The sequence below is a fragment of the Streptomyces sp. NPDC088732 genome, assembly GCF_044751205.1.
Lineage (GTDB): Bacteria > Actinomycetota > Actinomycetes > Streptomycetales > Streptomycetaceae > Actinacidiphila.
The window spans coordinates 111,839-135,795 of sequence record NZ_JBIVLI010000002.1; the positions used below are offsets into that span (position 1 = coordinate 111,839).

Below are 23,957 nucleotides of genomic sequence, written 5' to 3' on the forward strand. Positions count from 1 at the left end.
GTTACACAAATACAATCAAAGTCCGGGGCGGGAGTCCCGGCGGAGCGGACGGGGTACCGATGCCGGAGCTCAGCCACCGCAGGCGTCTGCTGGTGCTGGCCATCTGCTGCATGAGCCTGCTCATCGTCAGCCTCGACAACACGATCCTCAATGTGGCGCTGCCCTCCATGCGCGCGGACCTGCACGCCTCGATCTCCGGACTGCAGTGGACGATCGACGCGTACACCCTGGTGCTGGCCTCGCTCCTGATGCTCTCCGGATCGACCGCCGACCGCATCGGACGGCGCAGGATCTTCCGCATCGGGCTGGTGATCTTCACCGTTGCCTCGGGGCTGTGCAGCATCGCCCCCAGCCTGGAATGGCTGGTGGTCTTCCGCATGCTCCAGGCGGTCGGCGGCTCGATGCTCAACCCCGTGGCGATGTCGATCATCACCAACGTCTTCACCGACCCGCGGGAGCGGGCACGGGCCATCGGCGTGTGGGGCGGCGTCGTCGGCATCAGCATGGCGGCCGGCCCGATCGTCGGCGGCGCGCTGGTGGAGTCCATCGGCTGGCGCTCGGTGTTCTGGATCAACCTGCCCATCGGCTTCCTGGCCCTGGTGCTGACCGCCCTGTTCGTCCCCGAGTCCCGGGCGCCCAGGCCGCGCCGCATCGACCCCGTCGGCCAGTTGCTGATCATCGCGCTGCTCGGCTCGCTGACGTACGCGATCATCGAGGCGCCGGGCGCGGGCTGGGGCTCGCCCCTCATCATCGGCTGCCTGGTGGTCGCCGCGTGCTCGGCGGCGGGCCTGATCGGCTACGAACGGCGGCGCAGGGAACCGCTGATCGACCCCCGCTTCTTCCGCAGCGCGCCCTTCAGCGGGGCCACGGTGATAGCGGTGAGCGCCTTCGCCGCGCTCGCCGGCTTCCTCTTCCTCAACACCCTCTACCTCCAGGACGTACGCAAGCTGTCCGCCCTGGACGCCGGACTGCACCTGCTGCCGATGGCCGCCATGGCGCTCGTCTTCGCCCCGCTGTCCGGCCGCATGGTCGGCAGCCGCGGGCCGCGGCTGCCACTGCTGCTCGCGGGCACCGCCACGACCGCGAGCGGGGTGGTCTTCGCCGCGCTGCACGGCCAGTCCTCGGACGTCCTGCTCTTCACCGGGTACGTCCTGTTCGGCATCGGCTTCGGCTTCGTCAACGCCCCCATCACCAACACCGCCGTCTCCGGCATGCCGCGCTCCCAGGCGGGGGTCGCCGCGGCCGTGGCCTCCACCAGCCGCCAGGTCGGGCAGTCGTTGGGCGTCGCCGTCGTCGGCGCGGCCCTGGCCGCCGGGCTGGACATCACGGCGTGGTGGATCATCACCGGCTGCGGCGTGGTCGTGCTGGTGCTGGGCTGGCTGACGACGGGCTCCTGGGCCGCGGGCACCGCGGCGCGGGCCGCGCAGCGCCTGGCGGCCGACGAGCCGCGGGAGATGGTGGGCGCCAGGTGAACGACGGGACACCGGACCGCGTGTGGCGCAATCTGCGCACCCTCGTCCTGGAACGCAACGAGCGCCGCCGGGAGGTGGCCGACGCCCTCGGCATGAGCTTCTTCCGCGTCAAGGCACTGCGCCGGATCGCCGCCGCGCCCGTCACCCCGGGAGAGCTCGCGTCCGACCTCATGTCGGACCGCCCCTACATCACGCTCGTCGTGGACGACCTGGCCCGGCGCGGCCTGGTGGACCGCACCCCGCACCCCGGTGACCGCCGCCGCAAGGTCGTGGCGGTCACCGCGGCCGGTGCCGCGGCCGCCGCGGAGGCCGAGCGCATCCTCGGCACTCCCCCGCCGGGTCTCGCCGCCCTGCCGGAGGACGAACTCGCGCTGCTGGACCGCATACTGGGCCGGCTGCTCGACGGGTAATCCCGATGCCCGCTGTCGTACCCCCGCGTTACCGTCACGGCATGACGCACACGCCGTTCACCGAGCCGGGCGACGCACGCGACCACGAAACCCTCGTGGCGCTGGCGACGCGGGGCACACGGCCGAAGTACCTGTTCTTCTGGGGGCACCGCCCGCAGCGGGACGGCAGCGTGGGCGCGGGCTGCCTGAGCCAGTGGTGGCCCTCGGAGTTCTCCGTCGACGGCGTCGCCTACCCGACGGCCGAGCACTGGATGATGGCCGGCAAGGCCAGGCTCTTCGGCGACGAGGAGACGCTGGCGAAGATCCTCGCCGCGCCGCATCCGCAGGCCGCGAAGCGGCTGGGCCGCCAGGTGCGCGGCTTCGACGGCGAGGCGTGGGAAGGGCGGCGCTCGGAGCTCGTCGTGGCGGGCAACACGGCCAAGTTCGGGCAGGACCCGGCGCTGCGCGCCTATCTGCTGGGCACGGGCCGGCGGGTGCTCGTCGAGGCCAGCCCGGTCGACCGGATATGGGGCATCGGCCTGGCCGCCGACGACGAGCGCGCGGCCGACCCGGCGCAGTGGCGCGGCCTGAACCTGCTGGGCTTCGCGCTCATGGAGGCCCGGGCCCGGCTCGGCTGAGTCAGGCGGGGACGGCCTGCGGCAGGGAGGCAGCGGCAGGGGCGGTGACCAGCTCGTACAGACGCTGCACCCGCTCCCGGGTGACGTCGTCCGCCGGGGTGTAGGTCACCAGTCGCGGACCCTGCCGGGGGCCGAGCCACAGGTGGGTGAAGTCGAAGGTGAGCAGGCCGACATCGGGGTTGAGGAAGCGCTTGGTGCGGTTCTCCGGCTCCTGGACCTCGTGGCGCTCCCAGAGTTCGCGGAACTCCGGCGACGCCTGCTCCAGCCGCTTCACCAGTGACTTCCAGGCGGGCTCGGCAAGATGCCCGGCCATCGCGGAACGGTACTTGGCGACCATCAGCCGGCTGGTCTCCTTCCAGTCCGGCATGCCGACGCGCCAGGCGGGATCGGTGAAGGCCAGCCACATGATGTTGCGGTCCTCGAAGGGCAGCGCGTCGAGGTCGGCCACCAGCCGCCCGTAGGTGCGGTTGTGCGCGATGACATCGGTACGGCTGTTGAGGACGGCGGCCGGCAGCGGCTCCAGCTTGGCGAGCATCTCGCGGATCTGGTCCGACATGCCGGGGCACCGGGCGAGCGGATTGGGGTCGGTGACGCCGGCGAGCAGGAACAGATGCGTCCGCTCGTTCGGGTCGAGCATCAGCGCGCGGGCGATGGCGTCGGCCACCTGCGCCGAGATCTGGATCTCCCGGGCCTGTTCGAGCCACGTGTACCAGGTGACGCCGACCGCGGCGAGCTGCGCGACCTCCTCGCGACGCAGTCCCGGGGTGCGCCGGCGGCGCCCGGGCGGAAGGCCGACCTGCTCGGGGGCGATCCGCTCGCGGCGGCTTCGGAGGAAGGAGGCGAGTTCCAGCCGGGCTGCTGCGGTCGTCGTCATGACTCCCAGGGTGCCGCATCGCCCAGCCCGTTGCCAGGTGGTTGTGATACCTGGATAAACGCTCTCTGGTACCACCTTGGGAAGGGGCCCATCGTGTCATAGGTGACCGATCGAAACGACCTCTCCGTCTCCCCCGGCCTGCCGTCGCGGGCCCAGGTCAAGCCCCGGGTGATCCGCCTGCGCGGCGGCACCGGCGCCGCGTCCGCGCCGTCCGCTCCCGAGGCATCCTCCGCCGCCTCCGCCGCCTCCACCACCTCCGCGGCGTCGCCCGCCCCGCCCGCCTCCCCCGCGCTCAGCCCGCTGGGCCTGTTCACCGTGCTGCTGGGCGCCGCGCTGCCGCTGATCGACTTCTTCATCGTCAACGTCGCCCTGCCCGCCATCGAATCCGACCTGCACGCCGGGGCCGCGCTGCTGGAGCTGGTCGTCGCCGGCTACGGCGTGGCCTACGCCGTGCTGCTGGTGCTCGGCGGGCGGCTCGGCGACTCCTTCGGCCGCCGCCGGCTCTTCATCGCGGGCATGGCGGCCTTCGGCCTCACCTCGCTCGCCTGCGGCCTGGCGCCCGACGCCTGGACGCTGGTGGCGGCGCGCGTCGCCCAGGGCGCCTCGGCGGCGCTGATGCTGCCGCAGGTGCTGGCCACCATCCACTCCGCCACCTCCGGCCACCGCCGGGCCAAGGCGCTGAGCCTGTACGGTGCCACCGCCGGCCTGTCGATGGTCGCCGGCCAGATCCTCGGCGGCATCCTCGTCGCCGCGGACATCGCGGGCACCGGCTGGCGCGCGGTGTTCCTGGTGAACGTCCCGGTCGCGGCGATCGGCCTGTTCCTTTCCGCGCGCAGTGTGCCGGAGACCCGCTCCGAGCACCCGGCGCCCGTGGACCGCCCCGGCACGCTCCTGCTGGCGGTGTCCCTGATCACGCTGCTCGCGCCGCTCACCGAGGGCCGGGCCGCCGGATGGCCGGTGTGGACCTGGGTGTCGCTGCTGCTCTTCCCCTTCGCCTCGATCGCCTTCTACCTGGTCGAGCGCCGGGCGGACCGCGCGGGACGGGTCCCGCTGGTGCCGCCGAGCCTCTTCCACTCGGCGGGCATGCGCAGGGCGCTGCCTTTGGTGCTGCCGTTCTCCCTCGGCTTCGGCGGCTTCATGTTCGTGATCGCGGTGGCGCTCCAGGAGGGCCTGGCGTACGGCCCGGTGCAGGCCGGGGCCGCGCTGGTGCCGATGGCGGTGGCTTTCTTCATCGCCTCGCTCGCCGGGCCCCGCCTGGTCCTGCGCTACGGCGGACGGGTGGTCAGCGCCGGCGGCCTGGTGCAGGCGGTGGGTGTCGCCGTGCTGGCGGCGTCGGTGGCCCGCGAGTGGCACGCGGGGGGCATGAGCGGCTGGGCGCTGCTGCCGGGGCTGGCACTGGCCGGCTTCGGGCAGGGGCTGCAACTGCCCGTGCTGTTCCGGCTGGTGCTCGCCGACGTGCCGGCCGCGCGGGCCGGGGTGGGCAGCGGGGTCATGGTGACCGCGCAGCAGTCCGCGCTCGCCCTGGGCGTGGCCACGCTCGGCACGCTCTTCCTCTCCCTGGCGCCCGGGCACGGGATGCGGGACGCCCTGGTCATCGTGCTGGTCGTGCAGCTCGCGGCCGTCCTGGGCACGGCGCTGTTCAGTCTGCGGCTGCCGCGGCACGTGGGGTGAGGCACCCGGCCCGGCGGTCATGACGGGGCGGGTGCACCCCCGGTCGGGGGGTCACGAGGGAGTGGGTCAGGCACATGCACTGACAGATATTGAAATCTGTCAGTGCATGTGTCATCGTTGTCCGCACACCCCCTGAACGGAGCTCCCGCAATGCGCAACCGCACCCTCGGCACCACCGGCCCGACCGTCTCCACCCTCGGCCTCGGCGCCATGGGCATGTCGGCCCTCTACGGCGAGGCCGACCGCGCCGAGTCCCTCGCCACGATCCACGCCGCCCTCGACGCGGACATCACCCTGATCGACACCGGCGACTTCTACGGCATGGGCCACAACGAGATGCTCATCGGCGAGGCCCTGCGCTCCGCCGGCGCGAACCGTGACAAGGCCCTGGTCAGCGTCAAGTTCGGTGCCCTGCGCGGCCCCGGAGGCGAGTGGCTCGGGTACGACGGCCGCCCGGCGGCGGTGAAGAACTTCGCCTCGTACTCGCTGCAGCGCCTCGGCACCGACCACATCGACATCTACCGCATCGCCCGGGTCGACCCCGCCGTCCCGATCGAGGAGACCGTCGGCGCCATCGCCGACCTCGTCCAGGCCGGCCACGTACGCCACATCGGCCTGTCCGAGGTGGGCGCCGGCACCCTGCGCCGCGCGGCCGCCACCGCCCCCATCAGCGATCTGCAGATCGAGTACTCGCTGATCTCCCGCGGCATCGAGGACGAGATCCTGCCGACCGCCCGCGAGCTGGGCATCGGCGTGACCGCCTACGGCGTGCTCTCGCGCGGCCTGATCAGCGGCCACTTCACCCGGGACCGGCAGCTCGCCGCCCACGACTTCCGGGCGATGAGCCCGCGCTTCCAGGGCCAGAACCTGGACCACAACCTGGCGCTGGTCGAGGCGCTGCGGAAGATCGCCGAGCAGAAGGGCGTCTCCGTCGCGCAGACCGCCATCGCCTGGGTGCTGGCCCAGGGCGAGGACATCGTGCCGCTGATCGGCTCCCGCACCCGCGAGCGGCTCGGCGAGGCGCTGGGCGCGCTGGACGTCCGTTTCGACGCCGCCGACCTCGCCGCGATCGAGACGGCCGTCCCGGCCGGCGCGGCGGCGGGCAACCGCTACCCGGACGCGCAGATGGGGCACCTGGACAGCGAGCGGGAGCACTGACGCCCACCGCCCGGGTCCTGGGAGAATGTCCACCATGCCACCCGAGACGCTGACCGCAGAACGCATCCTCGAGACCACGGAGGACGTGCTGCGCCGCTACGGCCCCGCCAAGGCCACCGTGGTCGACGTGGCCCGCGCGCTCGGCGTCAGCCACGGAAGCGTGTACCGGCACTTCCGGACCAAGGCGGCGCTGCGGGAGGCGGTCACCCAGCGCTGGCTGGACCAGTCGCACGCGGAACTCTCCGCCATAGCGCTCGACGCCGGCCGCCCCGCGCCGGACCGGCTGCGGGCGTGGCTCGCGGCGCTCTTCGCGGCGAAGCGGCGCAAGGCGGGTGGCGACCCGGAGCTGTTCGCGACGTACATGGTGCTGGCGGCGGAGCAGAGCGTCGTCATCGAGCGCCATGTGGACGACCTGGTCGGGCAGTTGACCCGGATCGTCCGGGACGGCGCCGGCACGGGCGAGTTCGAGGCCGGGGACCCCGAGGTCGTGGCGCGGGCCGTCTTCGACGCCGCGGGACGCTTCCACGACCCCGCCTACGCGGCCGAGTGGTCCGCCCCCGGCATCGACGCCGCGTTCACGGCCGTCTGCGACCTGATCGTGCGCGGCCTGGCGTCCTGAAGCGCGGGCGTACAGACGGAAGGCGCCCGGTCTCCCCCACGGGGGTGACCGGGCGCCTTCGCCGTACGTCGGGACCTAGCAGCCGAGCAGACGGCCGCCGAGGAAGGACTCGACCTGGTCGAGCGAGACGCGCTCCTGCTTCATGGTGTCGCGCTCGCGGACCGTCACCGCGTTGTCCTCAAGGGTGTCGAAGTCGACGGTGACGCAGAACGGCGTGCCGATCTCGTCCTGGCGGCGGTAGCGGCGGCCGATGGCGCCGGCGTCGTCGAACTCGATGTTCCAGTGCCGGCGCAGGTCCGCGGCGAGCCCCTTGGCCTTCGGGGAGAGCTGCGGGTTGCGGGACAGCGGGAGCACCGCGACCTTGACCGGGGCCAGGCGCGGGTCGAGCCGCATGACGGTGCGCTTCTCCATCACGCCCTTCGCGTTCGGCGCCTCGTCCTCGTTGTAGGCGTCGAGCATGAAGGCGAGCATGGCGCGGTTGAGACCGGCCGCGGGCTCGATGACGTACGGGAAGTAGCGCTCGCCGGCCTCCTGGTCGAAGTACGACAGGTCCTGGCCGCTGGCCTGGCTGTGCGCCTTGAGGTCGTAGTCCGTGCGGTTGGCGATGCCCTCCAGCTCGGAGAACTCGGTGCCGCCGAAGTTGAAGCGGTACTCGATGTCGGTGGTGCGCTTCGAGTAGTGGGAGAGCTTCTCCTTGGCGTGCTCGAACCAGCGCATGTTCTCCTCGCGCAGGCCGAGGCCCCGGTACCAGTCCCAGCGCTGCTGCATCCAGTACTCGTGCCAGGTCTCGTCCTCGCCCGGCTTGACGAAGAACTCCATCTCCATCTGCTCGAACTCACGGGTCCGGAAGATGAAGTTGCCCGGCGTGATCTCGTTGCGGAAGGACTTGCCGGTCTGGGCGATGCCGAACGGCGGCTTCCGGCGCGAGGTCGTCTGCACCTGGGAGAAGTTGGTGAAGATGCCCTGGGCGGTCTCGGGGCGCAGGTAGGCGACCGAGCCGGAGTCCTGGGTCGGGCCCAGGTGGGTGGAGAGCAGCCCGGAGAACTGCTTGGGCTCGGTGAACGCGCCCTTGTTGCCGCAGTTGGGGCAGTTGATGTCGGACAGGCCGTTGGCCGGCAGGTGGCCGTGCTTGGCCTCGTACGCCTCCTCCAGGTGGTCCGCGCGGTAGCGCTTGTGGCAGGAGGTGCACTCGGTGAGCGGGTCGGTGAACGTGGCGACGTGGCCGGAGGCCTCCCAGACCTCGCGGGCCAGAATCACCGAGGAGTCAATGCCGACCACGTCCTCCCGCGAGGTGACCATCGCGCGCCACCACTGGCGCTTGATGTTCTCCTTGAGCTCCACGCCCAGCGGCCCGTAGTCCCAGGCGGCCTTCTGGCCGCCGTAGATCTCGCTGCAGGGGAAAACGAAGCCACGGCGCTTGCTCAGGCTGACGATGGTGTCGATCTTGTCGGCGGCCACGGTGCTCTCTTCAGACGACGAAGCGGTCGGTGGGGTCGCCGGGGGCGAGCTCGGTCCGGCGAATACCTCAGATTACCGGCGCCGACGGGGGCCGTATCAAATCGGTTCCGCGTCGCGGGGGGCCGATCGTGATCACACTGTGCTCAATTGACAATCGTTTCCATTTTTGTTGAAAATGGGAGTCATGAACATAGGTCGTGTGCTGCTCCCGATGGCGGCCGTCGCCGGGCTGGTCGCCCTCTCCGCGTGCTCCGCCGCCGCGGGCGACACCCGGACCACGGACGGCCGCCTCAAGGTCACTGCGTCCTTCTACCCGATGCAGTACCTCGCGGAGCAGATCGGCGGCAGCCACGTCAGCGTCACCGGCCTCACCAAACCCGGCACCGAGCCGCACGACCTGGAACTCACCCCCCGGCAGATCGGCCGACTCGGCCAGTCGGGCGTGGTCGTCTACCTCAAGGGCCTCCAGCCCGCCGTGGACGAGGCCATAGCCCAGTCCGGCGTACGGCACATCGTGGACGCCGCCTCGCTCACCGCGCTGGAGGACCACGGCACCGAGGTCGACGGCGAGCACCACACCACCGGCGACAACCACAGCGACCCCGGCCCGGACGAGGAAGACCCGCACCACCACGAGGACGCCGGCGCCGACCCCCACATATGGCTCGACCCCGTGAAGTACGCGCAGGTCGCCGAGGGCGTCGGCCGGACGCTGGCCCAGGCCGACCCGGACCACGCGGCGCTCTACGCCGAGAACACCGACGCGCTCGTGAAGAAGCTCGACGCGCTGAACACCGCGTTCACCGACGGACTGCGCAACCGCACCTCGGACACCTTCCTCACCACCCACGCCGCCTTCGGCTACCTCGCCGAGCGCTACGGCCTGGTGGAGGAGGCGGTCAACGGCATCGACCCCGAGGCGGAGCCGAGCGCCGCCCGGATGCGGGCGCTCCAGGACCTCGCCAAGGACAGGCAGGTGAGCACGGTGTTCTTCGAGACGCTCGTCAGCGACCGGACGGCGAAGACCCTCGCGGGTGACCTGGACCTGCGGACCGACGTACTCGACCCGATCGAGGGGATCACCGACCGCTCACGGGGGTCCGACTACTTCGGGGTCCAGCGCGCCAATCTCAAGGCCCTGCAGACGGCGCTGGGCGCCACCACGTGACCGCGACGACGGAGGCAGCTATGGACGCTACGGACACGGTCATCTCGCTGCGGGGCGCGACCGCCTCGCTCGGCTCGCGCCCGGTACTGCGCGGCGTCGACCTGGACGTGCGGCGGGGTGAGGTCGTCGCGCTGCTCGGCGCCAACGGCTCCGGCAAGTCGACCGCGGTGCGTGCCGTGGTCGGCCAGGTGCCGCTCACCGGCGGCGAGCTGGAGCTCTTCGGCACCCCGCACCGCCGCTTCCGGGACTGGGCGCGGATCGGGTACGTGCCGCAGCGCACCACGGCCGCCTCCGGGGTCCCCGCGACCGTGCGCGAGGTCGTCACCGCGGGGCGGCTGGCCCGCACCCGGATGGGGTTCTCCCGCAAGGCCGACCGGGCCGCGGTGGACCGCGCCCTGGAGCTGGTCGGCATGGCCGACCGGGCCGGCGACTCGGTGAACGCCCTCTCCGGCGGCCAGCACCAGCGCGTGCTGATCGCCCGCGCGCTGTCCGTGGAACCCGACGTGCTGATCATGGACGAGCCGATGGCCGGCGTCGACCTCGCCAGCCAGGAGGTGCTCGCGGGCACCCTGCGCGAGCAAGTCGGCCTCGGCACCACCGTGCTGGTCGTCCTGCACGAACTCGGCCCGCTGGAACCGCTCATCGACCGCGCGGTCGTACTGCGCGACGGCTGCGTCGTCCACGACGGCCCGCCGCCGCAGGCGCGCGGCCAGCACGCGCTGCCCGGCCACGACCATGTCCACCCGCACGCCGACCGTGCGGCCGAGCCGATCCGGACGGGGCTGTTCTGATGGAGCTGTTCACCTTCGCCTTCATGCAGCGGGCCCTGATCGCCGCCGTCCTGGTCGGCATCACCGCCCCCGCCATCGGCATCTTCCTCGTCCAGCGCCGCCAGGCCCTGATGGGCGACGGGATCGGCCATGTCGCGCTGACCGGCGTGGGCCTGGGCTTCCTGCTGAGCACCAACCCGGTGTGGATGGCGACGGCCGTGTCGATCGTCGGCGCGATCGTGATGGAGCTGATCCGCTGGTACGGCCGCACCCGCGGCGACATCGCGCTCGCCATGCTCTTCTACGGCGGTATGGCGGCCGGCGTCATGTTCACCTCGCTCGCGCCCAACGGCTCCAACGCCAACCTGACGACGTATCTCTTCGGTTCGATCACCACCGTCTCCCCGCAGGACATCACCGCCGTCTGCGTGCTCGCCGGCTTCGTCGTGCTGGTCACCCTGGGGCTGCGGCGGCAGTTGTTCGCGGTCTCCCAGGACGAGGAGTTCGCCCGCGTCACCGGGCTGCCGGTGCGGCTGCTCAACCTGCTGGTCGCGGTCACCGCGGCGGTCACCGTCACCGTGGCGATGCGGGTCGTCGGCCTGCTGCTGGTGAGCGCGCTCATGGTGATCCCGGTGGCGGCCTCGCAGGCGATCACCCGCAGCTTCGCGACGACCTTCGCACTGGCGGTGGCCATCGGCGTGACGGTGGCCTTCTCCGGCACGGTCACCTCGTACTACGTCGACGTGCCCTCCGGGGCGACGATCGTGCTGCTCGCCATCGGTGTCTTCGTCGCCCTGACCGCGGCCTCCACGCCACTGGCGAAAAAGAGGGCTCGCAGGGCCGCGCAGGACACGGAACGATGCACCCTTGAGGTACCCGGCGCACGCCCGGCCGAGGACGACGTTCGGGTCTGAGAGCCCCGGACTGGCACAATGTCCGACCGGGACAACGACCGAGAAGGAGGCCACTGGTGACGACCGCCAAGCCCCCCGTACGGGGCCGTTCGACGCGGCAGCGCGCCGCCGTGGCCGCGGCCCTCGCCGAGGCCGACGAGTTCCGCAGCGCACAGGAACTGCACGACCTCCTGAAGCACCGGGGTGACTCGGTGGGCCTCACCACGGTCTACCGCACCCTGCAGTCCCTCGCCGACGCCGGCGAGATCGACGTCCTGCGCACGGGCGACGGCGAGTCCGTCTACCGGCGCTGCAGCAGCGGTCACCACCACCACCTGGTCTGCCGCGTCTGCGGCAAGGCCGTCGAGGTCGAGGGCCCCGCGGTCGAGAAGTGGGCCGACGCGATCGCCGTCGAGCACGGCTTCGTCGACGTCGCGCACACGGTCGAGATCTTCGGCACCTGCGCCGACTGCGCGGGCTGCGGCATCCCCGCGGAGGACTGAGCGCGGAGCCGGTCCCCCGGCCCCGCCTCCGCCGGCCCACGCCTCAGCCGGACCCGCGGTCCAGGCACGGGCCCGCGGCCGCGAGCGGAGCCATCACGTACAGGGACGCGGCAATCCACAGCCTGTTCGCGCGCAGACGGGACGTCTGGGTGGCGTTCGCCTTCGCGAGCACGGCCCGGACGACCGCGCCGCACCCCCGTGCGGCGCGGTACCCGACGGGATCCGTCATGCCTGCGGGGCCGCCGCCCCGCCCTCGGCGGACATCAGCTCGTTGGGGATCGCGCCGCCGAAGCGGCGGTCGCGGGAGGCGTACTCCAGGCAGGCGCGCCACAGGTCGCGGCGGTCGAAGTCGGGCCAGAGCACGTCCTGGAAGACCATCTCGGCGTAGGCGGACTGCCAGAGCAGGAAGTTGGAGGTGCGCTGCTCGCCGGAGGGGCGGACGAAGAGGTCCACATCGGGCATGTCCGGGTGGTACATGTACTTCGCGAGGGTCTTCTCGGTGACCTTGGAGGGGTCCAGGCGACCCGCCTTTATGTCCTCGCCCATGCGCGCCGCCGCGTCGGCGATCTCGGCGCGGCCGCCGTAGTTGACGCACATGTACAGCGTCATCGCGTCGTTGTCGCGGGTCATCTCCTCCGCGACCTGGAGTTCCTTGACCACGGACTTCCACAGCCGCGGCATGCGCCCGGCCCAGCGGATGCGGATGCCCATCTCGTGCATCTCGTCGCGGCGGCGGTGGATGACGTCGCGGTTGAAGTTCATCAGGAAGCGGACCTCGTCGGGGGAGCGCTTCCAGTTCTCGGTGGAGAAGGCGTACAGCGAGAGGTTCTTGACGCCGATGTCCAGGCAGCCCTTGAGGACGTCGAGGACGACGGTCTCGCCGACCTTGTGGCCCTCGGTGCGGGGCAGGCCGCGCTCCTTGGCCCAGCGGCCGTTGCCGTCCATGACGATGGCGACGTGCTGCGGGACGAGCTCACCTGGGATCTTGGGTGGCCGGGCGCCGGACGGGTGCGGGTCGGGAGCCCGGTACTCGCGTCGGGGGCGGCTCAGAATCCCGCGTACAGCCATGCGCCTGCTCTCCACTTCCGTGTGTATCTACTTGTCGATGAACCGCAGCGAGCGCAGCCCGCGCTCCAGATGCCACTGCAGGTAGGCGGCGACCAGCCCGCTGCCCTCACGGCAATGGCGCGGCTCGCACGCGTCCGCGGTCTCCCAGTCGCCGCCGAGCAGCGCCCCGAGGAGTTCCAGGGACTCCAGTGAGGGTACGACGCTTCCGGCCGGGCGGCACTCGCCGCATACGACTCCTCCCGCCGCGACCGAAAAGAACCGATTCGGTCCGGGCATCCCGCACTTCGCGCAGTCGCCGAAGCTGGGCGCGTAGCCGTTGACCGCCAGGGAACGCAGCAGGAAGGCGTCGAGCACCAGGCGCGGGTCGTGCTCGCCGTCGGCGAGGGTGCGCAGGCCGCCGACGAGGAGCAGGTACTGCTGCACCGCCGGTTCGCCCTCGTGGTCGGTGAAGCGCTCGGCGGTCTCCAGCATCGCGGTGCCCGCGGTGTACCGGGCGTAGTCGGTGACGATCCGGCTGCCGTACGGGGTGATCGTCTCGCCCTGCGTGCACAGCGGCAGCCCGCGTCCGACGAGTTCTCCCCCGCGGGCGAAGAACTGCACGTCCACATGGGAGAAGGGCTCCAGCCGGGCCCCGAACTTCGACTTCGTGCGCCGCACTCCGCGGGCCACCGCGCGCACCCGGCCGTGGCGGCGGGTGAGCAGCGTGATGATCCGGTCCGCCTCGCCCAGCTTCTGGGTGCGCAGCACGATGCCGTCGTCGCGGAACAGACTCATGGCGCCCATTCTCCCGCACGGCGCGGGGCGCCCGGCACGCAACGTACGCTACGGCCCATGTCGATCACCGCAACCGTCGCCGTGCTGCTCATAGCGGCCCTGCATGCCTACATCCTGGTCCTGGAGATGTTCCTGTGGACCACACCGCGCGCCCGCGCCTCCTTCGGCACCACCGAGGAGTTCGCCCGCGAGAGCAAGGCGCTGGCGGCCAACCAGGGCCTGTACAACGGCTTTCTGGCCGCGGGACTGGTGTGGGGCGCGCTGGCGTCGGACCCGGCCGGCTTCCAGGCGAAGCTGTTCTTCCTGATCTGCGTGGCCGTCGCCGGGGTGTACGGCGCGGCGACCGCGAGCCGCCGCATCCTCTTCGTGCAGACCGTTCCGGCCCTGGTCGCGCTGGCGCTGGTCGTCGCCGCGCACTGAGGATCCCCGCGCACGGCAGGGCGGTCCGGCGGGTCAGCCGCCGGGACTGACCAGCCCCGACTCGTAGGCGGCGATCACCAGCTGCGCGCGGTCGCGGGCACCGAGCTTGCCCATGATCCGGCTGACATGGGTCTTGGCGGTGAGCGGGCTGAGGCCCAGCGCCTCGGCGACCTCGGTGTTGTTCAGGCCGCGCGCCACGAGGACGAGCACCTGCCGTTCCCGTCCGGACAGCGCGGCCGTCCGCCCCGGAGCCGGGACACCGGGCCCCGGACCGTCCGGCAGGCGCAGCACCCGGGCGATCAGGCGTGCGGTGGGCCCGGGCGAGAGCAGCGCCTCGCCCGCGGCGACCGTGCGGATGGCGTCGAGGAGTTCGGCGGGGCGGGTGTCCTTGACCAGGAAGCCGCTGGCGCCCGCGCGCAGCGCCGGGACGACGTGGTCGTCGGTGTCGTAGGTCGTGAGCACCAGCACGCGCACCCCCGCGAGGTCGTCGTCGGCCGCGATGAGCCGGGTCGCCTCGATGCCGTCGAGGTCGGGCATGCGGATGTCCATGACGACGACGTCGGCACGGCAGGCCCGGGCGGCGGAGACGGCCTCCCGGCCGGTGGCCGCGTGGCCGACGACCGCCATGTCCGGGGCGGACTCGACCAGCATCGCGAAGGCCTCGCGGACCAGCGTCTGGTCGTCGGCGAGCAGCACGCGGATCACGCGGCGCCCCCGGCCAGCGGCAGGACGGCGGCGACCTGGAAACCGCCCTCGGGGCGCGGCCCGGCGGTGAGCGTGCCCCCGACGCTGCGCGCCCGCTCCCGCATGCCGACGAGGCCGTAGCCGGTGGCGGGCGCGGTCTCCGCCGGGGCGGCGTCCACGGGCGTCCTGGGCGGTGCCACGGCGCGCCAGGGGCGCCAGCGGGCGTCGGGGCGCTCCGGCCCCTGCCCGGGCCCTGTGCCGGGGCAGGGGCCGTCGTCGGTGACGGCGATCCGCAGGGCGGCGCCCCGGTCCGGGTCGGTGCCGAGTTCCACCCCGACCCGCACCAAGGTGCCCCCGGCGTGCCGTACGGCGTTGGTCAACGCCTCCTGCACGATGCGGTAGACGGCCGCCCCGATCGCCGGGGGCACCCCGTCCGCGCCGTCCGCGACGGCCAGTTCCACCCGGGCGCCGGCGGCCTCGGCGGAGCGGGCCAGGTCGGCCACGGCGGCCAGGCCCGGCAGCGGGCCGCGCTCGTCGTCGCCGCGCAGCACCTGGAGCGTGGCGCGCAGTTCGGCGCGGGCGTCCCGGCAGGTGCCGGCGATGCTGTCGAGGGCGCCGGCGACGGCGGTGCGGTCCAGGCGGTCGGGGTCGGCGAGCAGGACGTGGGCGGCGACCGAGGTCTGCACGCCGATGAGGGTGATGCTGTGGGCGAGCAGGTCGTGCAGGTCGCGGGCGATCCGCAGCCGCTCCTCGGCGACGCGGCGGGCCGCCTCCTCCTCGCGGGTGCGCTCGGCGCGTTCGGCGCGTCCGACGATGGCGGCCACGTACTTGCGGTGGATGCGGACCGCCTCGCCGGTCAGCGCCACCGCCACCACCCAGCCGCCGCTGCGGAGCATGTCGGTCGCCGCGTGCCGGTCCGGTGTCGCCGACATCACGCCGACCATGATCGCGACGACCGCCGCCACGGTGAGGTAGGTGCGCGGCGGCGGCCCGGCGACCGCCAGCGAGTGGACCGCCACCATGCTGGCCGGGACCACGGCCAGGTGCAGGTTGTCCATGGCGTGGTACGGGGCGACGGCCGCGACCATGACGAGCATCACGGTCATCGGCCACCGCCGCCGGGCCGCCAGCACCAGCGCGGTGACCACCAGCAGCGCCCACCCCACCGCGTCCGGGCGGTGCCCCTGCCCGGCCGGCAGGAGGGCCCCCATGGCGCACTGGAGGGCGAGCACGCCCACGGCGAGGACGGCGTCCTTGTGCGCGCGGACGGCGGGCGGGAGGGGCGGCGGCTTCGGCACGGCTCCATCTTCCGTTACGGGGTCGGCGGGGGGACAGACCGGTTCACGGGCCCGTGCGCGGCCGGCTGAGCCGGCCCGGCCACCACAGCCGCTCGCGCAGCGCCACACTCGCGGAGGTGACCAGGTAGGTGCGCACCAGGAAGGTGTCCAGCAGGACGCCCACCGCGATGACGAAGCCCAGCTCGACCAGCGACACCAGCGGCATGTTGAGCAGCACCGAGAAGGTGGCCGCCAGCACCAGCCCCGCCGAGGCGATCACCCCGCCCGTGGTGCGCAGCGCGGTGACGGCGGCGGCGGCCGCGGGGGCTCCCGCCAGCGACTCCTCGCGCATCCGGTGCATGAGGAAGATGCCGTAGTCGACCCCGAGGGCGACCAGGAAGACGAACGACAGCAGCGGCAGCCCCGGGTCCGTGCCCGCGAAGCCGAACAGCGGCCCGAAGACCAGTCCGCCGATGCCCAGCGCGGCGCCCCACACCGCGATCACGGCCGCCACCAGCAGCAGCGCCGCGACCAGGCTGCGCAGCAGCACGACGAGGATCAGCAGCACGGCGGCCAGGACGAGCGGCACGACGACCCGGCGGTCGCGGGAGCTGGTGCCGGCCAGGTCGGCCTGCTGGGCGCCGGGCCCGCCCACATGCGCGCCGTACGGGCCGTCAAGCTCCGCCCGCAGGGCGTGGATGGTCGCGGTCTCGCCGGCCGACTCCGGCGGCGCCTTCGCGGTCACCGACACCTCGGTCCAGCCGCCTCCGCTGCGCCCGGGCTCGGCGGACGCGACGCCTTCGGTGTCCCGGACCGCGGCCAGCACCTCGGTGGCCCGGCCGGTGGGCGCCATGACGGTGATCGGCTGCGCGGAGCGGCCGGGACCGGCCGCGGCAAGGGTGCGCATCGCGGCGACGGACTCCGGCGCGCTGGTGAAGGTGTCGTCGTTCCGCAGGGTGCCGGGCAGGGCCAGGGTCCCGAGCGCGAGCGCCCCGAGCAGGACGGCCCCGCCGGCGAGCACGGTCAGCGGACGGCGTGCCGCCGAGCCGCCCATCGCCGCGAACAGGCCGCGCGGGCGCGGCACTTCGCTGCCGTACGCGGGCACCAGCGGCCAGAACACCCGCCGTCCCAGCAGCACCAGCAGCGCGGGCAGCAGCGTGGTCGTCGCCAGCAGCGCGCACACCACCCCGACGGCGGCGATCGGGCCCATGCCCCGGCTGCTGTTGAGGTCGGCGGCGAGCAGGCACAGCAGCCCCGCGGCGACGGTCCCGGAGGAGGCCAGGATCGCGGGCCCGCAGCCGCGCAGCGCGGCGCGCATGGCGTCGTACGGGCGCTGGATCCGGCGCAGTTCCTCGCGGTAGCGGGAGACGAGCAGCAGCGCGTAGTCGGTGCCCGCGCCGAAGACGAGGATGGTCATGACGCCCTGGCTCTGCCCGGTGACGGTGATGTCGAAGGCCCGGTGGAGCCCGTAGACCCCGGCCATCGCGGCGGCGTCGGCGACGCCCGCGACCACCAGCGGCAGCAGCCACAGCAGCGGACTGCGGTAGATGAGGATCAGCAGGACGGCGACCACCGCGACGGTGGTCCACAGCAGCGGCCCGTCGAGGGAGGAGTAGCCCTCCTTCATGTCGGTGTTGAGCGCGCCGGGGCCGCCCACCTGGGCGGTCAGCCCGGCGCCGCCCTCGGCCCGGTCGCGGACGTCGGTGACGAAGGCGTTCCTGGCCTCGTCGTCCTGGCCCGGCTCGGTGCTCGCCACGGGGTACATCAGCGTGTCTCCGTGCGAAGCGACCGCGTGCGGCGCACCGCCGGTGAGCCGGTGCGCCCGCGCGACACCGGCGATCTGGGCGGCGGCCTTCTCGCGGTCGGCGGCGGTCAGCCCGCCGTCGCGGTGGTAGACGACGACGAGTTCGGTGGCCTCGCCGCCGGGCAGCGCGTCCTGGAGCCGGGCGACCTGCGTGGAGTCCGCGCTCACCGGGAGGTAGTCCACCGCCCGGTTCTGCTGGGCGTCGGCGAGCTTGCCCGCCAGCGGGCCGGCGAGCGCCAGGACGGCGATCCACAGGGCGAGCACCGCCCAGGGGATCGCGCGGGCGCCCCGGCGGCCGTCCGGTCGCGTCGGCGGCGGCACGGCCGCCGGTGTGGTCTCAGTGGTCGGGGCCCCCATCGCGGGCCTCCCTCCGGGCAGGTGGTCTGGTGTGATTCCAGACTTCCGGCGCGGGGGCGCTCTTTCGTCGGGCCCGGGAGGGAGCCGCGCGTTACTGCCCGGGGTGCGGGACGGGCCGCGTTACTCCCCGGGGAGTACGCCTCAGGAGGGCGTGCGGGCGGCGGCCTCCAGGATCCGGGCCGTGTCCTCGCCGACCAGGCCGAGGCAGCGGCCGACGGCGCCCAGCACCTCGCGCTCCGCGGGCAGGTACGGGCCGTCGGCCAGGGCGATGCGGGCGCCCTGGAGGAGGACGCGTTCGCGACCCTGCGGGGCGAGGTGGCGGGAGAGCGGTTCCAGGGCCTCGTGCAGCTCGATGGAGAGCCAGCTGCCGCAGCCGTCGAGGGAGTCGGCGAGGCCGTCCGCCGGGAGGGAGCCGGCGGCGCCGGGGAAGCGGCCCTCGTCGGCGACGATGGCCGCGAGCAGGCCGAGCAGCTGGTCCTCGGTGCAGTCGGTGAAGCCGGCCGTGCGGACCGCCTCCACGGCCGTCTCGCGGGCCGCCCGCCCCGTGGAGCCGCCGGCGGTGAGGACGGCGAGGGCGACGGTGTGGACGGCGTCGCGCAGCATGGCGGAGAAGACGGTGGTGGTCGGCTGCTCCAGGGCCTCGGGGCCGGAGCGGGCGCGGCACACGACGCACTCCACGACGGTACCGGCCGAGCCGCGTGGCAGCAGCGGCAGGCCGAGGACGGTCAGCCGCCGGGTGCCGGTGCGCCGCCGGTAGCCGCGGTCGCCGCCGCAGCCGGCGCAGAAGAACTCCCCGTCGCCCTCGGTGTGCCAGACCGTCCGCACGCCCAAGAGGCACAAGCCCTTGATGTGGAGCACTTCGCACCCTCCGGCCGCTCATCCGGATAAATCCCGGTTCGTCCCGTTACGGGCCGTAGGCGTGGGTAACGCTCCGGCAACGGCGCCGTAATGACGTGATGTTAGCCACATGAGCAACGCGGAGTCAGTACCACGAGAGGGCCGAATACAAGAATCGGCCACGGCACCCGGGCGGGTGCCGTGGCCGGTTCACCGTCCGCGGTGATTCAGCGGGTCGCGCGGTTGACGGCGGAGACGACCGCCTTCAGCGAGGCACGGGTGGTGTTGGCGTCGATGCCGATGCCCCACAGGACCTTTCCGTCGATCGCGCACTCGATGTAGGAGGCGGCCTGGGCGCTGGCCCCCTCGCTCATGGTGTGCTCGGTGTAGTCCAGCAGGCGGGCGTCGACGCCGACCGCGGCCAGCGCGTCGAAGAACGCCGAGATGGGGCCGTTGCCGGTGCCGGTCAGGACCGTCTCGGTGCCGTCCACGGCCGCCTCGACGGTGAGGGTGTCGGTGCCGTCGCTGCTGGCCGAGGTCTGCGCGGAGCGCAGGGCGATGCGGCCCCAGGCGTTGTCCGGGGTCGGCAGGTACTCGTCCTCGAAGATCGCCCAGATCTCCTTCGGGGTGACCTCGCCGCCCTCGGCGTCGGTCTTGGCCTGGATGATCTTCGAGAACTCGATCTGCATCCGGCGCGGCAGGTCCAGCTTGTGGTCGTTCTTCAGGACGTACGCGACGCCGCCCTTGCCGGACTGCGAGTTCACGCGGATCACGGCCTCGTAGGAGCGGCCGACGTCCTTGGGGTCGATCGGCAGGTACGGGACCGCCCACTCGATCTCGTCGACCGTCTTCCCCTGGGCGGCCGCGTCGGCCTCCATGGCGTCGAAGCCCTTCTTGATGGCGTCCTGGTGGGAGCCGGAGAAGGACGTGTAGACCAGGTCGCCCACGTACGGGTGGCGCGGGTGGACCTCCATCTGGTTGCAGTACTCGGCGGTGCGGCGGATCTCGTCGATCTGCGAGAAGTCGATCATCGGGTCCACGCCCTGGCTGAACAGGTTCATGCCCAGGGTGACCAGATCCACATTGCCGGTGCGCTCGCCCTGGCCGAACAGGCAGCCCTCGATGCGGTCCGCACCCGCCATCAGCGCCAGTTCGGCGGCGGCGACGGCCGTGCCGCGGTCGTTGTGGGGGTGCACCGACAGGCACACGTACTCGCGGCGCGACAGGTTGCGCGACATCCACTCGAAGCGGTCGGCGTGCGTGGAGGGCGTGGAGCGCTCCACGGTCGCCGGCAGGTTCAGGATGATCTCGCGGCCCTCCTCGGGCTGCCAGACGTCCATGACCGACTCGCAGACCTCCAGGGCGAAGTCCAGCTCGGTGTCGGTGAAGATCTCCGGGCTGTACTGGTAGCCGAAGACGGTCTCCTGACCGCCGCCGCCCAGGATCTTGTCCGCGTACTCCATGACCAGCCGCGTGCCGTCCACGGCGATCTGCCGGATCTGCTCCTTGGAGCCGCGGAAGACCACCCGGCGGAAGGTCGGGGCGGTCGCGTTGTACAGGTGGACGGTGGCGCGGGCCGCGCCGCGCAGGGACTCCACAGTGCGCTCGATGAGCTCCTCGCGGGCCTGGGTCAGCACGGAGATCGTGACGTCGTCGGGGATCGCGCCCTCTTCGATGATGGAGCGCACGAAGGCGAAGTCGGTCTCGCCGGAGGCGGGGAAGCCGACCTCGATCTCCTTGTAGCCCATCGACACCAGCAGGTCGAACATCGCGCGCTTGCGGGCGGGCGACATCGGGTCGATCAGGGCCTGGTTGCCGTCGCGCAGGTCGGTGGACAGCCAGCGGGGCGCCTTGGTGATCCGGTTGCCGGGCCAGGTGCGGTCCGGGATCTCCACGGCCTCGTACGGCCGGTACTTGTGCACCGGCATCGCCGTGGGGCGCTGGCGCACGGTCGCGGCGGTGATGGGCGTGGGACGGCCTACGGCATTGGGGGTGGACATGTGCGGGGGTGCTCCTCGGTTGCGGCTTCAGAAGCGGCCGACCGGCGCTGGCTCTCCGACAACGCCACACTCCGCGGGGAGGGAGTCGACCTGGACTACAGGCCCTCGCCGCGGCAGCTAAGGAGAAGCATCCCGAAACGCATGATGCGTCCGACCCTAACCGAGCCCCGGGTCGCCCCGCAGCCGCCGCGGCGTTCTTCTCAGTATGCAAGACCGCCCGCGTTGACATGAAAAACGTAATTCTCCGCACTTTGCGGCAATCGCCGTCACAGCTGGTGACACGGGAGACGCGGCGTGCCACATTGCGGACCATGGAGCACACACCCGTTTTCTGCACGATCGTGCCGCCGCACGTCCTGGACCGGATCGCCCGCAATCCGGACAGCGCGCTGGCCGGCCCCTCCCGCCGCACCCTGGAGCAGGACGCCGCGCAACGCACCCGGCGCCGGCTGACCACCGTCATCGGAACGCTGCCGGTGGCGGGGGCGGAGCCCTCGGAGCAGCCGCGGCGCACCATCGGCGACGCCCGGCACGGGGAGGACCTGCCGGGCGCGACGGTGCGCGGCGAGGGCGAGGCGCCGGTCGCCGACGCGACGGTCAACCGGGCCTACGACGGGCTCGGCGCGACCTTCGAGCTGTACCTGACCGCGTACGGCCGGCACTCCATCGACGACGCCGGCCTGCCGCTGGACGCGACCGTGCACTACGGCCGCGACTACAACAACGCCTTCTGGAACGGCGAGCGGATGGTCTTCGGCGACGGCGACGGCGAGCTCTTCCTCGACTTCACGCTGCCCGTCGACGTCATCGGCCACGAACTCACCCACGGCGTCACGCAGTACACCGCCAACCTGGACTACTTCGGCCAGTCCGGCGCGCTCAACGAATCGGTGTCCGACGTCTTCGGCTCGCTGATCAAGCAGTACGCGCTCGGACAGACGGCCGGCGAGGCCGACTGGCTCATCGGCGCCGGGCTGCTCGCCCCGCGCGTCACCGGCGCCGCCCTGCGCTCCATGAAGGCCCCCGGCACGGCCTACGACGACGACGTGCTCGGCAAGGACCCGCAGCCCGCCCACATGGACGGCTACGTGCGCACCTCCCGCGACAACGGCGGCGTCCACATCAACTCCGGCATCCCCAACCGGGCGTTCTACCTGGCCGCCACCGCGCTGGGCGGGCACGCCTGGGAGCGCGCCGGGCGGATCTGGTACGACACGCTGACCGGCGGCGGGCTCTCACCGCGCGCCGATTTCGCGGAGTTCGCGCGCGCCACGGTGGCGGCGGCCGCCGCCCGTTACGGCGAGGACGGCGAGGAGCGCACGGCCGTCGCCAGGGCCTGGGGCGACGTCGGCATCGCCACGCCGGCCGCCGGCGGATCCGAACTCCCGCGCCAGGCACCGGCACCGGAAGGTGCGCAGCCCCCCGTCCAGGGGTAGGCGCCCCCCATGCGCATACAGGTGATCCGCTCCGGCGGTTTCGCGGGGATCGAGCGCCGGGCCGCGCTGGACACGGCCGGCCGGCCCGACGCCTTCCGGCTGCACGCCCTGGCCCGCGACGCGCTCGCCGCGGGCGGGACGGCACCGCAGCCCGGGGTCCCGGACGGCTTCCACTACGAGATCACGGTCGACGCGCGCACGGTGCACTGCGCCGACCCGCACCTCACCGAGGCCCAGCACGAACTGATCCGCACCGTCCTGAAGGAGGGCACCTGACCGCGGCCGGCCGCGGTCGGGTGGCGCCCTAGAAGCCCAGCTTGCGCAGCTGCTTGGGGTCGCGCTGCCAGTCCTTGGCGACCTTCACGTGCAGGTCGAGGAAGACCGGCGTGCCGAGCAGGGCCTCGATGTGGCGGCGGGAGGTGGTGCCGACCTCCTTGAGCCGGGCGCCCTTGGGGCCGATGATGATGCCCTTCTGGCTGGGCCGCTCAATGTAGATGTTGGCGTGGATGTCGAGCAGCGGCCGGTCCGCCGGGCGGTCCTCGCGGGGCAGCATCTCCTCGACCACCACGGCGATGGAGTGCGGCAGTTCGTCGCGCACGCCCTCCAGCGCGGCCTCGCGGATCAGCTCGGCGACCATCACCTGCTCGGGCTCGTCGGTGAGGTCGCCCTCCGGGTACAGGGCCGGGCCCTCGGGGAGGAGCGGGACCAGCAGGTCGGCGAGGAGGCCGACCTGGGTGTCGCCGACGGCGGAGACGGGGATGATCTCGGCCCACTCGATGCCGACTTCGGCGCCCAGCTGGTGGATGGCGATGAGCTGCTCGGCGAGGCGCTTGGAGTCCACCAGGTCGGTCTTGGTGACGATCGCGACCTTGGGGGTCTTGCGGACCTCCGCCAGCTCCTTGGCGATGTAGCGGTCGCCGGGGCCCAGCTTCTCGTTGGCGGGCAGGCAGAAGCCGATCACGTCGACCTCGGCCCACGTGGTGCGGACCACGTCGTTGAGCCGCTCGCCGAGCAGGGTGCGGGGCTTGTGCAGTCCCGGGGTGTCGACCAGCACGAGCTGCGCGTCCGGCCGGTGCACGATGCCGCGCACGGTGTGCCGGGTGGTCTGCGGGCGGTTGGAGGTGATCGCCACCTTCGTCCCGACCAGAGCGTTGGTCAGGGTCGACTTGCCCGCGTTGGGGCGGCCCACGAAGCAGGCGAAGCCGGCCCGGTGGGCGGGGGCAGTGGTCTCGGTACGAACGCTCATGGCGACCATTGTCCCTGATCCTCCGGGCCCGCCCGACGCACGCGCCCTGCCGCCGGGCGCCCGCCGCGGATCACCGCGTGCGGACGGTGGCGCGCAGCGCGCCGTCCGGGCCCGCGAGGAGCACCGGGGTGTCCGGGCCGCCGAGGTCGCGCACGGCGGCCAGGTCCTGCTCGGGCACCGTGTCGGCCGCCGTGACGACCGCCGCGGCCTCCAGGGACGTGGCGCCGCTCGCGACGGCCATGGCGACGGCCGTGCGCAGGGCGCTGAGCGCCAGCGACGGCAGCGCCACCGTGCCCGCGACGTAGGTGCGCCCCGTCCCGTCCCGCACGGCCGCGCCCTCGGGAACGCCGCCCCGGGCCCGCGCCGAGCGGGCCAGCGTGATGATCTTGCGGTCCTCGGGGTCCTGCACCGGCTGCTCGTCGCTCATGCGGTCAGCGTATC

At 72.8% G+C, this 23,957-nt stretch carries 25 protein-coding genes; 13 read left to right on the forward strand and 12 right to left on the reverse strand.

The window, feature by feature from the left end; all coding sequences use genetic code 11:
• The first annotated feature begins 59 nt into the window (after positions 1-59).
• The 3 genes from ACIP9H_RS03375 to ACIP9H_RS03385 are packed head-to-tail and all read left to right on the forward strand — an operon-like array spanning position 60 to position 2,499.
• On the forward strand, positions 60-1,472 hold the full coding sequence (locus ACIP9H_RS03375; protein ID WP_401582628.1) for a DHA2 family efflux MFS transporter permease subunit: 1,413 nt from the start codon (positions 60-62) through the stop codon (positions 1,470-1,472).
• On the forward strand, positions 1,469-1,882 hold the full coding sequence (locus ACIP9H_RS03380) for a MarR family winged helix-turn-helix transcriptional regulator (protein ID WP_401582629.1): 414 nt from the start codon (positions 1,469-1,471) through the stop codon (positions 1,880-1,882). Before ACIP9H_RS03375 ends, ACIP9H_RS03380 begins: the two co-directional genes overlap by 4 nt.
• A 41-nt stretch (positions 1,883-1,923) precedes the next feature.
• Positions 1,924-2,499 (forward strand): NADAR family protein, encoded by a 576-nt coding sequence (locus ACIP9H_RS03385; protein ID WP_401957219.1) that lies wholly within the window; start codon positions 1,924-1,926, stop codon positions 2,497-2,499.
• A gap of 1 nt (position 2,500) precedes the next feature.
• Here the strand turns inward: ACIP9H_RS03385 and ACIP9H_RS03390 are convergent, their stop codons facing one another.
• Positions 2,501-3,373, reverse strand: coding sequence for a helix-turn-helix transcriptional regulator (locus ACIP9H_RS03390; protein ID WP_401582632.1), 873 nt, complete (start codon positions 3,371-3,373; stop codon positions 2,501-2,503).
• Between the two features lie 102 nt (positions 3,374-3,475).
• Here ACIP9H_RS03390 and ACIP9H_RS03395 point away from each other — a divergent pair, with 102 nt between their 5' ends.
• The 3 genes from ACIP9H_RS03395 to ACIP9H_RS03405 all read left to right on the forward strand — a co-directional run bounded on the left by ACIP9H_RS03395 (position 3,476) and on the right by ACIP9H_RS03405 (position 6,821).
• On the forward strand, positions 3,476-5,044 hold the full coding sequence (locus ACIP9H_RS03395; protein WP_401957224.1) for an MFS transporter: 1,569 nt from the start codon (positions 3,476-3,478) through the stop codon (positions 5,042-5,044).
• 150 nt (positions 5,045-5,194) lie between these two features.
• Positions 5,195-6,202, forward strand: coding sequence for an aldo/keto reductase (locus ACIP9H_RS03400; protein WP_401957227.1), 1,008 nt, complete (start codon positions 5,195-5,197; stop codon positions 6,200-6,202).
• A 34-nt stretch (positions 6,203-6,236) separates the two neighbouring features.
• Positions 6,237-6,821, forward strand: a complete 585-nt coding sequence (locus ACIP9H_RS03405; RefSeq protein WP_401957229.1) for a TetR family transcriptional regulator — start codon at positions 6,237-6,239, stop codon at positions 6,819-6,821.
• Between the two features lie 75 nt (positions 6,822-6,896).
• On the opposite strand, the gene ACIP9H_RS03410 is transcribed toward ACIP9H_RS03405, so the two are convergent.
• Positions 6,897-8,279 (reverse strand): glycine--tRNA ligase, encoded by a 1,383-nt coding sequence (locus ACIP9H_RS03410; RefSeq protein WP_401957232.1) that lies wholly within the window; start codon positions 8,277-8,279, stop codon positions 6,897-6,899.
• Positions 8,280-8,463: 184 nt separating this feature from the next.
• On the opposite strand from ACIP9H_RS03410, the gene ACIP9H_RS03415 reads away from it, so the two are divergent.
• From ACIP9H_RS03415 to ACIP9H_RS03430, 4 genes are read left to right on the forward strand one after another with little or no spacing between them, the layout of a single operon-like run.
• Positions 8,464-9,447: a metal ABC transporter substrate-binding protein gene (locus ACIP9H_RS03415; protein ID WP_401582640.1), complete on the forward strand. Its 984-nt coding sequence runs from the start codon at positions 8,464-8,466 to the stop codon at positions 9,445-9,447.
• Positions 9,448-9,467: 20 nt separating this feature from the next.
• Positions 9,468-10,238: a metal ABC transporter ATP-binding protein gene (locus ACIP9H_RS03420; protein WP_401957235.1), complete on the forward strand. Its 771-nt coding sequence runs from the start codon at positions 9,468-9,470 to the stop codon at positions 10,236-10,238.
• Positions 10,238-11,131 (forward strand): metal ABC transporter permease, encoded by an 894-nt coding sequence (locus ACIP9H_RS03425; protein WP_401582642.1) that lies wholly within the window; start codon positions 10,238-10,240, stop codon positions 11,129-11,131. The genes ACIP9H_RS03420 and ACIP9H_RS03425 overlap by 1 nt, the downstream gene beginning before the upstream one ends.
• A gap of 56 nt (positions 11,132-11,187) precedes the next feature.
• Positions 11,188-11,613: a Fur family transcriptional regulator gene (locus ACIP9H_RS03430; protein WP_360906763.1), complete on the forward strand. Its 426-nt coding sequence runs from the start codon at positions 11,188-11,190 to the stop codon at positions 11,611-11,613.
• 43 nt (positions 11,614-11,656) lie between these two features.
• Here ACIP9H_RS03430 and ACIP9H_RS03435 read toward each other — a convergent pair whose 3' ends face one another.
• The 3 genes from ACIP9H_RS03435 to recO are packed head-to-tail and all read right to left on the reverse strand — an operon-like array spanning position 11,657 to position 13,455.
• Positions 11,657-11,842: a hypothetical protein gene (locus tag ACIP9H_RS03435; protein ID WP_401957239.1), complete on the reverse strand. Its 186-nt coding sequence runs from the start codon at positions 11,840-11,842 to the stop codon at positions 11,657-11,659.
• Positions 11,839-12,681 carry an isoprenyl transferase gene (locus tag ACIP9H_RS03440; protein WP_401582645.1) on the reverse strand — a complete coding sequence of 281 codons (843 nt, stop codon included), beginning with the start codon at positions 12,679-12,681 and terminating at the stop codon, positions 11,839-11,841. The genes ACIP9H_RS03435 and ACIP9H_RS03440 overlap by 4 nt, the downstream gene beginning before the upstream one ends.
• Before the next feature lie 27 nt (positions 12,682-12,708).
• Positions 12,709-13,455 carry a DNA repair protein RecO gene (recO, locus tag ACIP9H_RS03445; protein WP_401582646.1) on the reverse strand — a complete coding sequence of 249 codons (747 nt, stop codon included), beginning with the start codon at positions 13,453-13,455 and terminating at the stop codon, positions 12,709-12,711.
• A gap of 57 nt (positions 13,456-13,512) precedes the next feature.
• Between recO and ACIP9H_RS03450 the strand changes: the two genes are divergently transcribed.
• Entirely contained in the window at positions 13,513-13,875 is a 363-nt protein-coding gene (locus tag ACIP9H_RS03450) for a DUF1304 domain-containing protein (protein ID WP_401582647.1), read from the forward strand.
• A gap of 33 nt (positions 13,876-13,908) precedes the next feature.
• Here ACIP9H_RS03450 and ACIP9H_RS03455 read toward each other — a convergent pair whose 3' ends face one another.
• The 5 genes from ACIP9H_RS03455 to leuA form a co-directional block, all read right to left on the reverse strand.
• Positions 13,909-14,526, reverse strand: coding sequence for a response regulator (locus ACIP9H_RS03455; protein WP_401583200.1), 618 nt, complete (start codon positions 14,524-14,526; stop codon positions 13,909-13,911).
• 50 nt (positions 14,527-14,576) lie between these two features.
• The gene (locus ACIP9H_RS03460; RefSeq protein WP_401957242.1) at positions 14,577-15,857 is read right to left on the reverse strand and encodes a sensor histidine kinase; all 1,281 of its coding nucleotides are present in this window, start codon (positions 15,855-15,857) and stop codon (positions 14,577-14,579) included.
• A 43-nt stretch (positions 15,858-15,900) separates the two neighbouring features.
• Positions 15,901-17,997 (reverse strand): MMPL family transporter, encoded by a 2,097-nt coding sequence (locus tag ACIP9H_RS03465; protein ID WP_401957244.1) that lies wholly within the window; start codon positions 17,995-17,997, stop codon positions 15,901-15,903.
• Between the two features lie 141 nt (positions 17,998-18,138).
• Positions 18,139-18,855 (reverse strand): TerB family tellurite resistance protein, encoded by a 717-nt coding sequence (locus ACIP9H_RS03470; RefSeq protein ID WP_401582652.1) that lies wholly within the window; start codon positions 18,853-18,855, stop codon positions 18,139-18,141.
• A gap of 206 nt (positions 18,856-19,061) precedes the next feature.
• Entirely contained in the window at positions 19,062-20,834 is a 1,773-nt protein-coding gene (gene leuA / locus ACIP9H_RS03475; protein WP_401582653.1) for a 2-isopropylmalate synthase, read from the reverse strand.
• Positions 20,835-21,145: 311 nt separating this feature from the next.
• Between leuA and ACIP9H_RS03480 the strand changes: the two genes are divergently transcribed.
• Positions 21,146-22,270: a M4 family metallopeptidase gene (locus tag ACIP9H_RS03480; RefSeq protein WP_401582655.1), complete on the forward strand. Its 1,125-nt coding sequence runs from the start codon at positions 21,146-21,148 to the stop codon at positions 22,268-22,270.
• A gap of 9 nt (positions 22,271-22,279) precedes the next feature.
• Positions 22,280-22,546, forward strand: coding sequence for a protealysin inhibitor emfourin (locus ACIP9H_RS03485; RefSeq protein ID WP_401582656.1), 267 nt, complete (start codon positions 22,280-22,282; stop codon positions 22,544-22,546).
• A gap of 28 nt (positions 22,547-22,574) precedes the next feature.
• Here the strand turns inward: ACIP9H_RS03485 and era are convergent, their stop codons facing one another.
• On the reverse strand, positions 22,575-23,525 hold the full coding sequence (gene era, locus ACIP9H_RS03490; protein ID WP_401582657.1) for a GTPase Era: 951 nt from the start codon (positions 23,523-23,525) through the stop codon (positions 22,575-22,577).
• A 61-nt stretch (positions 23,526-23,586) separates the two neighbouring features.
• A complete protein-coding gene (locus tag ACIP9H_RS03495) occupies positions 23,587-23,943 on the reverse strand; it encodes a cytidine deaminase (RefSeq protein ID WP_401582659.1) in 357 nt (118 codons plus the stop codon).
• Between the last annotated feature and the right edge of the window lie 14 nt (positions 23,944-23,957).

Coding starts and splice junctions, on each gene's coding strand:
- era (WP_401582657.1), bottom strand. CDS start 23,525: ATGGTCGCCATGAGCGTTCGTACCGAGACCACTGCCCCCGCCCACCGG.
- ACIP9H_RS03480 (WP_401582655.1), top strand. CDS start 21,146: ATGGAGCACACACCCGTTTTCTGCACGATCGTGCCGCCGCACGTCCTG.
- ACIP9H_RS03450 (WP_401582647.1), top strand. CDS start 13,513: ATGTCGATCACCGCAACCGTCGCCGTGCTGCTCATAGCGGCCCTGCAT.
- ACIP9H_RS03440 (WP_401582645.1), bottom strand. CDS start 12,681: ATGGCTGTACGCGGGATTCTGAGCCGCCCCCGACGCGAGTACCGGGCT.
- ACIP9H_RS03385 (WP_401957219.1), top strand. CDS start 1,924: ATGACGCACACGCCGTTCACCGAGCCGGGCGACGCACGCGACCACGAA.
- ACIP9H_RS03465 (WP_401957244.1), bottom strand. CDS start 17,997: ATGGGGGCCCCGACCACTGAGACCACACCGGCGGCCGTGCCGCCGCCG.
- leuA (WP_401582653.1), bottom strand. CDS start 20,834: ATGTCCACCCCCAATGCCGTAGGCCGTCCCACGCCCATCACCGCCGCG.
- ACIP9H_RS03400 (WP_401957227.1), top strand. CDS start 5,195: ATGCGCAACCGCACCCTCGGCACCACCGGCCCGACCGTCTCCACCCTC.
- recO (WP_401582646.1), bottom strand. CDS start 13,455: ATGAGTCTGTTCCGCGACGACGGCATCGTGCTGCGCACCCAGAAGCTG.
- ACIP9H_RS03405 (WP_401957229.1), top strand. CDS start 6,237: ATGCCACCCGAGACGCTGACCGCAGAACGCATCCTCGAGACCACGGAG.
- ACIP9H_RS03425 (WP_401582642.1), top strand. CDS start 10,238: ATGGAGCTGTTCACCTTCGCCTTCATGCAGCGGGCCCTGATCGCCGCC.
- ACIP9H_RS03390 (WP_401582632.1), bottom strand. CDS start 3,373: ATGACGACGACCGCAGCAGCCCGGCTGGAACTCGCCTCCTTCCTCCGA.
- ACIP9H_RS03435 (WP_401957239.1), bottom strand. CDS start 11,842: ATGACGGATCCCGTCGGGTACCGCGCCGCACGGGGGTGCGGCGCGGTC.
- ACIP9H_RS03455 (WP_401583200.1), bottom strand. CDS start 14,526: ATGCTGGTCGAGTCCGCCCCGGACATGGCGGTCGTCGGCCACGCGGCC.
- ACIP9H_RS03375 (WP_401582628.1), top strand. CDS start 60: ATGCCGGAGCTCAGCCACCGCAGGCGTCTGCTGGTGCTGGCCATCTGC.
- ACIP9H_RS03420 (WP_401957235.1), top strand. CDS start 9,468: ATGGACGCTACGGACACGGTCATCTCGCTGCGGGGCGCGACCGCCTCG.
- ACIP9H_RS03495 (WP_401582659.1), bottom strand. CDS start 23,943: ATGAGCGACGAGCAGCCGGTGCAGGACCCCGAGGACCGCAAGATCATC.
- ACIP9H_RS03415 (WP_401582640.1), top strand. CDS start 8,464: ATGAACATAGGTCGTGTGCTGCTCCCGATGGCGGCCGTCGCCGGGCTG.
- ACIP9H_RS03485 (WP_401582656.1), top strand. CDS start 22,280: ATGCGCATACAGGTGATCCGCTCCGGCGGTTTCGCGGGGATCGAGCGC.